Raw genomic sequence first — 13064 nt, 5'->3', positions numbered from 1 at the left:
CTGTACCTTATTGTCCTAAGATATAAAGCAAATCTTGGATTAAATTCTTGCTCTCCTAGTTGGCTTCCTGAGACAATAGTTCTTTCAGGTTGATTGTGGCGGCGACATCATCTGGGGTGGCTTGGGAATGGCTTTTCCGCTTGGTGTAAGATATCAACGCTGGGATGGAGATGCAGATAGCGCCGTTTACCAAAGCTAACAAAAGTCCGTAAGCCATATAATGATCCATTAACACACCCTCCTAACACATCGGGTTGATATCCTTTCAATCATTATCACATTATGGATAGTAAAAAAGCAATGGTTTGAGGTAAGAATTACTTGTCATTCCCATAAGTTATCTCAATCAATGGCTTAGAGGGTGAGTATTTATACTTATTAATTGGGGTTGATTTCCGAGGATTTGAGTTAAATTAGCGACTACTAAGATGCACTCAGTTTAGCTCAGTTTCACTATAGCACAGATGGCTGTAAAAATATCACCCAAATGTAAGTGATAGTTAATGTGATGACAGTCAGGGGAAAGCCGAAACGCAGGTGTTCCCAAAACGATAGGCGATCGCCTCCAGAAGCGGCGGCTTCTACAGTAATTAGATTGGCTACAGACCCAAATAAGGTAAGATTCCCGGCTAGAGTGGCTGAAGCGGCTAGAAGAATCCAGCTTGAGGTGGCATCTTGGGGAATAAATGACTGTAGAAGTAAGACCGTGGGAACATTAGAAATAATGTTAGATAATAAGGCAGTAATAACTAATAAACCCAGGGGATGGGATACCCAATCTGACAGATGATTTAACAGTGCCAAAGATTGGACGCAGTAGGTGAGAATAAATAGTCCGGAAAACATTACCAATAAGGACCAGTCTACTTTTTGTAAGACTCGCTGAGGTTTAATTCTTCGGGTAATCAATAATATAGCTGCGGCTACAAATGCTGATTCTGCCAGGGGAAGATTGATGATAAAAGCGGTTAATAAAAGAGTGGTGACAATGATGGTTTTAATCAACAAAGGACGATATAAGCGTAATGGTGATTGGCTAAGGATATTTAGCGGTAGAGGACGCGATATTCGCACTTCTGGATAAAGTAAACATAAGAAGGCAATTTGTAGCACTAAACTGACTACGGCGACGGGGGTTAAGGTTTGGGCGAATTGTAGATAACTAATCTGGGAAAAGGAACCGATGAGGATATTTTGAGGATTACCGCTGAGGGTGGCTAGGGAACCGATATTGGTAGAGGCGGCGATCGCTAATAAATAAGGGACGGGATTTAATTTTAGCGATCGCGCTAATTGCAAGGTTAGGGGAGTGCTTACTAATGCTAAAGTATCATTCAGGAAAAAGGCTGATAATATACCTGTCCCTAATGTTAATAAAACTAGCAATCCCAAGGGACTATGAATGAATCTTAATAGATAAACTAATGCTAGGTTAAAAAAACCCGAATAGGATAGGTAAGCATTAATTACCATCATGCTTAATAAAAACACAATGGTATGAGGATCAATGGCATCCCAAGCCTGTTGTAGGGTGAGGGTTCCTATAGCAATTAACAAGGCTGAACCTACTAAAGCTATGGTGGCGCGGTTCATCCGCAAGCCGGGAATATAACCTAATCCTAAGCCAATATAGGTAAGGCTTAATATTAAAGCCTGTAAACCTAGAATAACCTGGGTCATATTTAGATAAATCCTGATATATTGTCAAGTATATTGTCAAGATGAAAAGTTGGATTAATATCCATATAAAGATACAGATTTACATCCCTATAATGTTGACTGTCAAGTTTTGGGCGGTTTATAAACTCTCCCAACGGAATGATCTGGCTGAATATCGACTACTAAATCAACTCGATCGCTATCTGTTAGTAGAGGATTAATAAACAATTCGGGATGTAAGGACTTCCAAAAGTATTCGACAAATTGATTGATTTCTGTGTCGGTCATTCCCGACTTCCCCGATGCTTTCATCTCCTGTTCAGCTTGTGCGCGCCACTGTTTGGATAAGCGATAATCAACGGGGTTGAGAACTATTAATCTATCCAAACGTTCCCAGAGGGGTAAATACTCTTTTAATTGGTGGTTAATTTCTCGCGCAAATTGGCGATCGCTATCAGTAATAATAGGGGGTGGTGGATGATTAAACGCCTGGTCTTCTACGGGTTGACATCCCACAAACCAGCCCTCAAATAAGATGATATCAGGTGCTTCTATCTGTTGGGGTTCTATGCGATCGCCTTCTCCATTCCAGAGAGACTTATCAAACCGGGGAATAGTTATTTTTTGTCCGGGTGTAGGGTTTCGGAGTTGGTCAAGAAGTTGTATTCCGATGTCAATATCATGAGTGCCGGGGGGACCTCGCCAGATTAAACGGGGATCTTGTTCTCGCAGCCTTTGACGATCGGCATAAGTCTTATATAAATCATCAATAGAAATACTAATGGCTTGATAGTTAAGTAGATTGAGAATCCGAGAAATGACGGTTGTAGTGGTAGTTTTTCCGGTTCCCTGTCCGCCTAAGATTCCCTGTACTAAAGGACGATTAAGAATTTGTCTTAACTGAGACAATTGCATGGCTAATGGTAGCCAAAATTCCCACAATGTGGGTAGCTGTTCCCAGAGAATCGGTAAATCTGGATTATGTTTAAGGAGCGATCGCCCTAATTGATAACGTTGTTTAATTGTAGTTTCTAGCTGTTCGTGAGTGATACCAAAAGCCGCCATGTGTGCGGGATTATTTAATTCGTGTCTCAGCAGTTGTTGCCAATGTTCGGGGGGCGGTTCGCTACCAGTTGCCAAAGATTGTAAAATTTCTATCATGATTGAATAATCTCTAAGAACCCAGTAAAAATGCCAGCAAAAATAAACTATAAGTCATGCCAATTTTCAGACTATTAAGGAGGTCTAGCCATAAAGAATTGATTTCACTGCGAGGGACTTTGCGGTAAGATAACCAACTAATCCATTCGGTGACTAGGAGGGTGATAAATGCGACGGTGACATCCCAACTTCCGGCTTGTCCAACTATTGTGGCGATCGCCACTCCCAGGAAGAAGCCAAAAAGTAGGCTAATCAATAATACGGATATCCGCCGCCAGGGGTTACGAAACCATTGCAAGGTTTGCTGGGCGATCGCATCAGTAAATCTGTTTAAACGAGTGTTTTGCATAGAAGATTATAGGCAGCGATATGTAAAATATACTGTAGGATGAAAGTATTATAACGGCGGTTGTGGCATCAACTCCCGGCATCAGCTATATTTGTTAGTCTACAGGTGTCCCAACTTGCTACCAGTCGGCTATAACACTTGTCCCAGATAACGGATTTTATGATCACTTTGACAATTTACTGAGGTTTGACCATTGAATTTGTTTGACGCACCCAATATTAATATACTTTGGGGAAACCTAATTGTCGAGGAGTTAATTCGCAATGGGGCGAGTTATTTTATTGTATCTCCTGGTTCCAGATCCACTCCTTTAACTGTGGCGATCGCTCGTTATTCCCAAGCGCAACGGCGAGTTTTTTTAGACGAAAGGGGTGCGGCGTTTCATGCGATCGGCTACGCGAGGGCGACAGGAAAGCCAGCGGTTTTGGTCTCTACTTCTGGGTCGGCTGCTGCTAACTATTTCCCGGCTGTGATTGAGGCGGCTACGGATAATTTGCCGATGATTATTATCTCGGCTGACCGCCCCCCAGAATTGCGAAAAACGGGGGCTAATCAAACTATTGATCAGGTCAATCTTTATGGTGATTATGTACGTTGGAAATTTGATATACCCTGTCCTGATGAAAAGATTTCGCCGACGTTTGTTTTAACGACTATTGATCAAGCTGTTTATCGTGCCAAGCGATCGCACGGACCTGTTCACCTTAATTGTATGTTCCGCGAACCCCTCGCCCCGACTAATTCAGCGATTACATTGGGTTATACTCTCCCCCTAAAACCTTGGTTAAATAGTGGTAGGGCTTGGACAGATTACCCGATACCTATGGTCATGCAAACTGACGACAATATTCATGAAATATCGGCAATTTTAAACAACACAAAAAGAGGAATTTTAGCCCTGGGAAGATTAAACACCATGGCACAAATTCGCGGAGTTGAAAAATTTGCCCACAAGCTACAATTCCCGATTTTTGCTGATATTCGTTCAGGTTTAAGGCTGGGAAATACTATTGATAATCAGTTATTTGTAACGGATATAGGACTGAGTGACGACCCCCTGGAAACGGTGATACAAATAGGCGATCGCATTTTATCAAAACGGTTTTTAGAGTATTTACCAACCCACCCACCCCGTTACTATATTATGATAACGGACTCCCCCAGCCGCCACGACCCCGCCCATATTGTTTCCCATCGCATTGAAAGTAATATAGAAAAATTATGTGAGTCATTATTACCTCTTTTAGCGCCGAATCTTTCGGAAGATTGGCAGGATAAATTATGGCTTAAATCCCTCAAAATTCGCGAAACTATTGACAGCTATTTAACTAAAGATTCCACCTTAAATGAAATGGCGATCGCCCATTTAGTCTCCCAGCATATCCCCGCCGACAGTGGCTTATTTTTAGCCAATAGTATGCCGATTAGAGATATGGATGAATATGGAATTTATGGGGGAAATTCAGTCAGAATAGCAGCCAACCGAGGGACTAGCGGCATTGATGGAATTATCGCCTCTGCTGCTGGGTTTTGTCAGGGTTTAAATACTCCCACAACTCTGCTAATTGGCGATTTGGCATTCCTCCATGACCTCAACTCTTTATCTATGGTTAATTCCCTGAATCATCCCCTGTGGATTATAGTGATTAATAATAATGGGGGCGGGATATTTTCATTTTTACCCATTGCTAAATTTAATGATGTATTTGAAAACTACTTCGCCACTCCCCACAATCTCCAATTTGACCAGGCTGCCAAATTATTTAATCTCAACTATTTCTCACCCCCAACACCAGAGGAATTTGTGAAAGATTATCAACAGGCGATCGCCTCCCAAACTTCGGCGATTATTGAAGTGCAGACTAACCGCAAACAAAATCAAGAATTGCACCAAGAATTGGCGGACAAAATCCGCGAAATATCATGGAGGTTTTAGCCGTCGTATTCGGTGAAAATTTCTATCTCTAATGTATCTTCGTCTATGCTGATATAAAGAAGATTCGGGCGACAACAAACCTGGCAATCTTCAATATAAGACTGTTGACCTCCCGCACTAAAATCGATAAATGTGACATTACTTTCGCCACAATAGGCGCAGGTAAATTCAGCGGTATTTTGCATAATTTTCACACTCAAGTTTAGTAACATCGTGGCGATAGCGGAACATATCTTGAAGACGGGAATAAACCCACCAACTCAAGGTATTGTCAAACACGGAGCCACCTGGTAAACTAAAAGCGATCGCATCAGTTAACCGAGTGCGATTATTCACCTCCGAAAATTGGTGTCGGTGTACCCAAATAGCCATGGGACCCTGTTGCTGTTCATCAGTAAACAGTTGGTAAGGAATGCACTCAGTATGCACCGCCACCCATGGCACCGAAACTGGACCAAGAGATAGCAGAAATTCCGATCTAGCCCCCACCTGTAAACCCCCTTCCCGGCGGATAATTTCCACAGGTTGCCAAGGTGGGGTCAGCAACTCCAGGATATCAGATCGGCCGTGAAAATTCCAAACCACATCAACGGGGGCGTTAATTAGGGACGAGTATTGAAAGTGCAGCATAAAAACACCATACCAAATCAAAAGTTGTAGCAATTTTTACCAAATTATATCGAGAAATTGGTTAAGATGAAACCCATGCTATCGTTGCCATATTAAAACCCCAATTTCTATGCGTTTAGAGCAACTTCAAGCCTTTTTATCTGTTGCCGAAACCGGAAGTTTTCAAAAAGCAGCAGTCCAGTGCAACGTGACGCAATCAACGATTAGTCGCCAGGTACAGGGACTAGAAACGGAACTGGGTTTACCCCTATTTCACCGTAGCAACCAAGCTAAATTGACGGTAGGAGGTGAAAGGTTTTGGCCCTATGCGCGGAAAATTTGTCAGGCTTGGGAAAATGCCCAACAGGAATTAGCGTCATTATTAGCGGGACAGCAGGCGGAATTATGCGTGGCGGCTATTCACTCCCTTTGTGCGTCTTATCTCCCCCCAGTTTTGCAAAAGTTTTGCTATGCTTATCCTGATGTACAATTGCGGGTAACATCATTAGGAAGCGATCGCGCTTTAAAAGTGCTAAAAGATGGATTGGTTGATGTGGCACTTGTCATGAATAATCGGGCTTTTACGGCTAGTTCCGATTTATTGGTGGATATTCTCTATAAAGAACCGATACAAGTATTAATGGCAAAAAATCACCCCCTGGCGCGATATAATCATGTTCCTTGGAAGGAGTTAATTATCTATCCTCAAGTGGTATTTAAAGATGGCTATGGAATGCAGCGTTTAGTACAGGAAAGATTTGCTCAAGCTGGCGCTACTCTCAAGGCGGTTTTAGAGTTAAATACACTGGATGCTTTTCGGGGTGTAGTCCGTCAGGGAGAAGTAATTGCACTGTTACCACGTTCAGCATTAGTAGAAGCGGCGACGGATAGCAGTTTAGCGATTAGAACGATCGCACCTTTTGAAGGGACTATAAATACTAAATCAGGTTCCTTTTATAGTGGTGGATCTGACTTGAGTTGGACTCGGGAGGTTGCCATTGTCACCAGTCGCGATCGCCTGCAAATTCCCCCCATACAATATTTCTGGAAATTGGTACACGAATTAATCCCCCCAGAGGTAGACTCAGAGTTGGAAGAATTGGGGATAAAATGCTTAATTGGTTAACATCAAATAGCTAACAATTCCTAAAGGTATCCGCTTTCGATTATACTGGTTTTCTCTTCTGTTCACTACCACAACAGCAACTTAAATGAGCGATCGCTTTAGAACATTACTGAAAAAAGTGGGAAGCGGAACCCACACCAGCGCAGCCCTAACTCGCGAAGAAGCCGCCGAAGCCTTACGCATGATGTTACAGCAAGAAGCAACACCCGTACAGGTAGGGGCTTTTTTAATCGCCCACCGCATTCGGCGACCCACGGGAGAAGAATTGGCGGGAATGCTAGATGTTTATGCAGAATTAGGGCCTCATTTAACTAATGCTGTGCGTCCTCCGATGATTTTAACTCATCCCTATGATGGGCGATCGCGTACTGTTCCCATGACCATTCTCACCGGGTTAATTCTCAGCGCCGCCGGAGTCCCAACCATTTTACATGGAGGCGATCGAATGCCGACCAAAGAGGGTATTTGTTTACATGAAATTTGGCAACAATTAGGCATAAATTGGGAAGGAATTAGCCTAATTAGAATGCAGGAAATCTTCCAGACGACAGATTTAGGATTTATTCATCTTCCCACCCATTTTCCCCTAGCCATGAACCTAGTTGGACCCCGCCGAGAAATTGGGAAACGTCCGCCTATTGCTACATTAGAGTTAATGTGGTCTCCCTATTTAGGAGATGCAACTATCGCCTGTGGCTATGTTCACCCCCCCACGGAATCAATGTTCCGAACCGCCCTAGAATTGCGAAATCAGCGGCAATTTATCACGGTTAAGGGATTAGAAGGTAGTTGCGATTTACCCCGCGATCGCACCTGTATTATCGGCATCAACCGCCCCAGTATAGACAACCCGGAAACCTCGATTTTTGAACGTCTGTTATTGCATCCCCATGATTATGGTTATGGGGGGAAAGAAGTTGCTCTTAATTCCCTAGATGAACTGATTAATAATATCAAGGCTGTCTTGGAGGGGGAACCGGGAGAGTTAATGCAGGCTGCCATTTGGAATGGGGGTTTTTATCTGTGGTGTGCGGGAGTTTGTGCGGACATAGAAACAGGTCTTAAACACGCGCAGGAGTTACTAACTCAAGGGATGGTAGCCCAGAAATTAGAAGCGATCGCCAACAGTTTATAACCACCCATACCAATGGTTTAATTATGGGGCATAATGCCCCATTTGTCAAGGTAATTAATCCACCCCTTGAATAGGTGCAAAACCTTGTCGCTGGATGTTCTCGGTAATAGTGCGAGGTTCCAAGAATTGCAGGAGATAATCAGGTCCCCCCGCCTTGGAACCGACACCAGAGAGTTTAAAGCCACCGAAGGGTTGACGGGAAACGATCGCCCCGGTAATTCCCCGGTTAATATAGAGATTTCCCACTTCAAAATCAGCCTTAGCCTTCTGAATATGAGAAGGGGTGCGAGAATACAAACCCCCAGTCAAAGCATAATTAGTCCCGTTAGCAATATCGATCGCCTCATCAAAATTTGAGGCTTTAATCACCGCCAAAACCGGACCAAAAATCTCCTCTTGGGCAATTTTCGCAGTAGGAGAAACATTAACAAACACGGTCGGACCGACAAAATACCCGGTAGATGGTGCATCTAATGCGATCGCCATTTCTGCTTCTTGTTTACCCATCTCAATGTATTCTTTAATCTTGGTTTGGGCGTTATGATCAATCACCGGACCCACAAAGGTACTAGGATCAGCCGGATCACCCACATTAAGCGATCGCACCGCTTCCACTAACCGCGACACAAACACATCATAAACAGGTTCTAAAACCACCACCCGCGAACAAGCAGAACATTTTTGACCCGTATAACCAAAAGCGGAATAAACAACTCCCCCGACCGCTTGATCAAGGTCTGCACTTTCATCAACAATAATGGCATTTTTGCCACCCATTTCCGCCACTACTCGTTTAAGGTGTTTTTGTCCGGGTCGCAAAATCGCCGCCTCTGCATATATCCAACAACCCACTTCCTGAGAACCTGTAAAGGTAATCATCTGAACATCAGGATGTTTAACTAAATGAGCCCCCACGGTTGAACCCTTACTAGGGATAAATTGAAACACGCCATCAGGAACCCCAGCTTCCACCAAAATCTGGGCAATTTTCGCACCAATAATAGCAGAAGTTTCCGCAGGTTTTAACAGGGTACAATTTCCCGTGACTAAGGAAGCGACAGTCATCCCCACCGGAATAGCTAGGGGGAAATTCCAGGGAGAAATGACTAACGAGATACCACGAGGTTGATAGGAATAGCGATCGCTTTCCCCCGCTGTATCATAAATATAACCTTGGTCTAGCCGTTCCATTTCCGCCGCATAAAAAAGGCAAAAATCAATAGCTTCCGACACTTCCGCATCACACTGAGATAGGGCTTTCCCCACCTCAAACACCATCCAGGCGCATAATTCATGGCGACGTTGTTCTAGCAATTCTGCCGCCTTCCGTAATACAGCCGCGCGTCGGCTAACGGGGGTCTTTTTCCAGCTAGGAAATGTAGCTTTAGCAGCAGCGATCGCTTTTTCCGCTTGTTCAATATTAGCCAAACCAATTTTGCCGACTATTTCCGTAGGTTGAGCCGGGTTAACGGAATCCACAAAATTCTCTGTATTTTCCCATTTACCATTAATCAGAGGTAAGTAGGTTTTACCCAACTGCGATCGCACATTTCCCAAGGCAGCCAAAGCGCGATCGCGAATAATTGCATCCGCATAATCACTATCCGCCGCATTAGGAAATACAGGTTTCCAAGTCTGGTGAATTGTGCTATCATTATCACCAACAGGAGGCGCTAATAGTTCTTCTAAAGGTCGCTGTTCTGAACTTTGGCGAATAAAAGAGGAATTAGCCGTATTTTCTAACAGTCGCCGAATTAGATAAGACATCCCTGGTAGTAGTTCACCATAGGGACAATACATCCGCACTCGATAACCTTTAGCCGCCAATTGTTTGGCGAGTTGGTCTCCCATACCATAGAGAACTTGCATCTCAAAGGCGCGTTGGGGTACTTTTAGGGTTTCGGCTATAGCGATCGCTTTCGCCTGGGAACGGACGTTATGGCTACCGATAGCAGAATAAATATAGGCGTGATTTTCCAACATTAATTGGGTCAGCCTTTCGTAATTAGCATCAGTCGCAGCCTTATCATTAAATACTGGTTGCGGCCAGTCATTTTGCATCGCCTTGATAGTTTCCTGGTCCCAATAAGCACCTTTTACCAGTCTAACCGTCACCGGATATCCCCGCAATTTTGCCCATTCAATAATGCCTTCTAGGTCTTTGGCGCTATCGCGTAGGTAGGCTTGAACCGTGACACCGATATCAGTGCGATCGCGGAATTCCTCTTCCATTAACAGATTTTTGAGGATGCTTAAAGTTAGGTCCTTATAGGCGTATTGTTCCATATCAAAATGCACCGCCGCCCCAACTTCTTTCGCCCGTCTTAATAAAGTGCGGATGCGATCGCTTACTTTCTCCTCACTTCCCTTAGCATCAAGCGGGTCAAACTGCGAATAAAAAGCCGTCAATTTCACCGAAACCTGTACTCTAGGAATAGGGTTTCCGTCCGCTTCATCAATTTGGGGAACTGTTGACCACCGCTGCGCCGCCGCCGACAGTTTTTCCATTAATTCCAAGTAACTATTCAGATACGATTCCGCTTCCGTTTCCGTAATCACCGCCTCTCCTAGCAGGTCTACAGTAAAGCCTAGTTTATCTTTACGCAACCTTTCCAGAGTTTTGATAATTTGCGGAATATCCGCCCCCGCGATATATTTCTGAGCCAGCGTTTCTACAGCCGGGGCTACTGTCGTAGCTGCCATTTTCCCAGCTACCGAGTCAGCGTTAGCAAAATTAAGCAGCTTTTTCAGCGAGTCCGGGAGTTCCACCTCTTCCGCCGTCAGGTATTCCTGAAGGTGAGCCGCAATTTCCGGTTTACTCCGCAGCGCCGGTAAACAGTCGATAAAATGAAACAATTGCACCCGCAAACCGGGGTTAGACATCGCCCAGTCCAGGATTTTGTCATCAATACGCATCTGGTCCTGGATTTTACCAAACAGAGATTGTTTTTTCTGTTGGGTCGCCGCTAGAAGTTCTCGGGCGATTTCTTGGGTTTTGGGTTCGTAGGTATTATTAGATAGTTGTGCAACCACAGGTTATTGAGTATCAGAAATGGTGAACATTGATATCAGACCCGCCCTCAAACGGACGGGGACTCCCAAACCTCACGATTTGGGTTACGGCGATCTACCCCCAAAGGGACAGATTTAATCTTCTGGGGTCTAGCCGAGCCTCAACTCCTAGGGCGAGAAGCGCCGCCAAAATCTTCATGATCTTCCCCCATTTTTCGTAAAATCCCCCCTCTGCCCACTAATTTTATCATGAATCAGGAGCCACCATTCACCCGCCTTTATCCCTGGTTTGGGGCGACTGAGAGATTCCCCAACCCCTCCCCCTCTTAACTCCATTTAAATCTGCCGTTTGACATCCGCCCCAAATCGCCCAACCCTGATTAAGCTAAGGTTTCTCACCAATTCAGCGCCTCTCTACCCACACCGCCATAGTCACCCTTACTCATGCGAATCATGCGAATCATGCGAATCATGCGATCGCCACTAAATCAGTCCCAAACCCCCGCCTTAGTCATCAAATTTTCCCCAATCTCCAAATCTATGATAAAATCAAAACCATTGATTTTTATCTGGATTCCATCCCTCCCAGAAGTTCCCACTATTGCATTAATGGGACTAACTTTTGGGATACGTCTGTTATAAAAATGCTCATGTACCCCCAAAATCACCCTTATTCTAAAATTAGGGTCGGGGGCACCTTACCCTATTTTGAGGAAAACCAGATGAAATTAGCCGTAAAATAGCTTGTCATAAAAAATTTGGTTTTTTATTCCAAATCAGTAATTTTGTGTTATCATCAATTAGTTTATTGTTATCTTTCTTTAAGATATCTGGTGATTAACCGATGATAAAAAAACTTTTTTGTTCCACCCTGTCTGCTAGTTTTTTAGCAGCTACCATGTCAGGTTGCGCTCCAGTGGCTGAAACCGGGGAAGTTGCCTGCGCTGAAGTCACCGAAGCCGACATTGCAGCATTGTTCGATCGCTGGAATAGTTCCCTAGCTACCCTAGATCCTGATCAAGTAGTAGCTAACTATACCCCCACAGCCGTATTACTGCCAACTGTTTCCAACACTCCCCGCACCGACCATGAAAGCATTAGAGAATATTTTGTGGACTTTCTGCCAAATAACCCCCAAGGAGTGATTAACAGCAGGACTATTGCCATTGGTTGTAACAAGGCTCATGACGTGGGAGTTTATACCTTTACATTTACAGATGACCAAGGACAAACCACCGAAGCAGTAGCCCGCTTTTCCTATGTTTATGTCTATAAGGATGGTGAATGGTTAATTGATCATCACCATTCATCCTTAATGCCAGAAACTGTCGCTAATTAGGCTTCCCATCAAATTGCCTTCTACATTCTGGTGTATCTAGCCATCCCTTGATAATCATCGATATCACACCCATAAAAGATGGCTAAATATGAGCTTTTGATAGCCGATGCTCCAGAAATTTAACCCTCTGAGAGTGTACAGGCAAGGCAGGCCTTGTCTGTACAGCCTTTGAGTCAACCTCCCATGTATCGGGAACTATCAACCTTTCGAGCCATCCTCCGGTTTCTGAAAAACAGACGCGATCGGTTTGGCTTGCTTATCCGTTTGGGGATAAAACTTAAATTTCTCCATAGCCATACTAGCCGCTTGCACTACAGACGGATCGGGGTCTCGCAAACCCTGTTTAAGTATGGGAATCACGCGATCGCTTTTAATCATACCCAGAGCATAAATTGCCTCTTGACGCACTTGAGCGCTACTATCTTGGCTGAGTTGAGTTAAAGTAGGAATCGCTTGTTGGATTTCTGGACGTAAGCCATGGGTGCTTGCTAGTCTACCCAGAGTCGCGGCCAATTGAGTGCGTATTTCTGTATCTGCGTGTCGAGTATAGCCAACCAGGTTAGCAATAGCTGACAGGTTTTGTGACTCTCCTACTTTAGCGATCGCTATCAGCAAGTCCTCCTTCTCATGGCTGCTATGTCCAGTAACTTTCAGATTGAGAGGAGGCTTAACCGAATCTACTGCCATTAAACCATCAGCCATCACTGATTCTTCTACCTCTTCAGAAACTTCCGACAC

The 13064-nt window shown here is 44.2% G+C and carries 12 protein-coding genes; 4 read left to right on the top strand and 8 right to left on the bottom strand.

Going from position 1 to position 13064, the window contains the following annotated elements:
• Positions 1-55 precede the first annotated feature (55 nt).
• The 4 genes from P5683_RS15190 to P5683_RS15175 form a co-directional block, all read right to left on the bottom strand.
• Positions 56-229 carry a hypothetical protein gene (locus P5683_RS15190; RefSeq protein ID WP_006670474.1) on the bottom strand — a complete coding sequence of 58 codons (174 nt, stop codon included), beginning with the start codon at positions 227-229 and terminating at the stop codon, positions 56-58.
• Between the two features lie 224 nt (positions 230-453).
• On the bottom strand, positions 454-1680 hold the full coding sequence (locus P5683_RS15185) for an anion transporter (RefSeq protein ID WP_315640348.1): 1227 nt from the start codon (positions 1678-1680) through the stop codon (positions 454-456).
• Positions 1681-1782: 102 nt separating this feature from the next.
• Entirely contained in the window at positions 1783-2820 is a 1038-nt protein-coding gene (locus P5683_RS15180) for a glycerate kinase (RefSeq protein WP_315640350.1), read from the bottom strand.
• Positions 2821-2833: 13 nt separating this feature from the next.
• Positions 2834-3169 carry a DUF565 domain-containing protein gene (locus P5683_RS15175; RefSeq protein ID WP_006625300.1) on the bottom strand — a complete coding sequence of 112 codons (336 nt, stop codon included), beginning with the start codon at positions 3167-3169 and terminating at the stop codon, positions 2834-2836.
• Between the two features lie 193 nt (positions 3170-3362).
• Here P5683_RS15175 and menD point away from each other — a divergent pair, with 193 nt between their 5' ends.
• Positions 3363-5105 (top strand): 2-succinyl-5-enolpyruvyl-6-hydroxy-3-cyclohexene-1-carboxylic-acid synthase, encoded by a 1743-nt coding sequence (gene menD / locus P5683_RS15170; RefSeq protein ID WP_006625301.1) that lies wholly within the window; start codon positions 3363-3365, stop codon positions 5103-5105.
• Here the strand turns inward: menD and P5683_RS15165 are convergent.
• Together P5683_RS15165 and P5683_RS15160 are read right to left on the bottom strand one after the other, a co-directional pair.
• Positions 5102-5290 carry a CPXCG motif-containing cysteine-rich protein gene (locus tag P5683_RS15165; protein ID WP_035759523.1) on the bottom strand — a complete coding sequence of 63 codons (189 nt, stop codon included), beginning with the start codon at positions 5288-5290 and terminating at the stop codon, positions 5102-5104. The genes menD and P5683_RS15165 overlap by 4 nt on opposite strands.
• Complete coding sequence (locus P5683_RS15160) at positions 5274-5735, bottom strand: SRPBCC family protein (RefSeq protein WP_006670478.1); 462 nt, start codon at positions 5733-5735, stop codon at positions 5274-5276. The genes P5683_RS15165 and P5683_RS15160 overlap by 17 nt, the downstream gene beginning before the upstream one ends.
• A 109-nt stretch (positions 5736-5844) precedes the next feature.
• On the opposite strand from P5683_RS15160, the gene P5683_RS15155 reads away from it, so the two are divergent.
• Positions 5845-6840, top strand: coding sequence for a LysR family transcriptional regulator (locus P5683_RS15155; protein ID WP_006625304.1), 996 nt, complete (start codon positions 5845-5847; stop codon positions 6838-6840).
• Between the two features lie 85 nt (positions 6841-6925).
• A complete protein-coding gene (locus tag P5683_RS15150; protein WP_315640353.1) occupies positions 6926-7975 on the top strand; it encodes an anthranilate phosphoribosyltransferase family protein in 1050 nt (349 codons plus the stop codon).
• A gap of 54 nt (positions 7976-8029) precedes the next feature.
• Here P5683_RS15150 and pruA read toward each other — a convergent pair whose 3' ends face one another.
• Complete coding sequence (gene pruA / locus P5683_RS15145; RefSeq protein WP_273247196.1) at positions 8030-11008, bottom strand: L-glutamate gamma-semialdehyde dehydrogenase; 2979 nt, start codon at positions 11006-11008, stop codon at positions 8030-8032.
• 823 nt (positions 11009-11831) lie between these two features.
• On the opposite strand from pruA, the gene P5683_RS15140 reads away from it, so the two are divergent.
• Positions 11832-12326, top strand: coding sequence for an SgcJ/EcaC family oxidoreductase (locus P5683_RS15140; protein ID WP_006625308.1), 495 nt, complete (start codon positions 11832-11834; stop codon positions 12324-12326).
• Positions 12327-12524: 198 nt separating this feature from the next.
• Here the strand turns inward: P5683_RS15140 and P5683_RS15135 are convergent.
• Positions 12525-13064, bottom strand: a 540-nt coding sequence (locus P5683_RS15135; RefSeq protein ID WP_315669457.1) for a HEAT repeat domain-containing protein, incomplete at its 5' end; no start/stop codon positions are given.

It is taken from the genome of Limnospira sp. PMC 1279.21 (assembly GCF_032349615.1).
GTDB lineage: Bacteria > Cyanobacteriota > Cyanobacteriia > Cyanobacteriales > Microcoleaceae > Limnospira > Limnospira fusiformis.
Note: the sequence above shows the minus strand (reverse complement) of the source record. Positions and strands in the feature narration are given on the sequence as shown.

Excerpts from the sequence above, each read along its gene's own strand:
- P5683_RS15190 (WP_006670474.1), bottom strand. The coding sequence starts at position 229 with ATGGATCATTATATGGCTTACGGACTTTTGTTAGCTTTGGTAAACGGC.
- P5683_RS15185 (WP_315640348.1), bottom strand. The coding sequence starts at position 1,680 with ATGACCCAGGTTATTCTAGGTTTACAGGCTTTAATATTAAGCCTTACC.
- P5683_RS15180 (WP_315640350.1), bottom strand. The coding sequence starts at position 2,820 with ATGATAGAAATTTTACAATCTTTGGCAACTGGTAGCGAACCGCCCCCC.
- P5683_RS15175 (WP_006625300.1), bottom strand. The coding sequence starts at position 3,169 with ATGCAAAACACTCGTTTAAACAGATTTACTGATGCGATCGCCCAGCAA.
- P5683_RS15165 (WP_035759523.1), bottom strand. The coding sequence starts at position 5,290 with ATGCAAAATACCGCTGAATTTACCTGCGCCTATTGTGGCGAAAGTAAT.
- P5683_RS15160 (WP_006670478.1), bottom strand. The coding sequence starts at position 5,735 with ATGCTGCACTTTCAATACTCGTCCCTAATTAACGCCCCCGTTGATGTG.
- P5683_RS15155 (WP_006625304.1), top strand. The coding sequence starts at position 5,845 with ATGCGTTTAGAGCAACTTCAAGCCTTTTTATCTGTTGCCGAAACCGGA.
- P5683_RS15150 (WP_315640353.1), top strand. The coding sequence starts at position 6,926 with ATGAGCGATCGCTTTAGAACATTACTGAAAAAAGTGGGAAGCGGAACC.
- P5683_RS15140 (WP_006625308.1), top strand. The coding sequence starts at position 11,832 with ATGATAAAAAAACTTTTTTGTTCCACCCTGTCTGCTAGTTTTTTAGCA.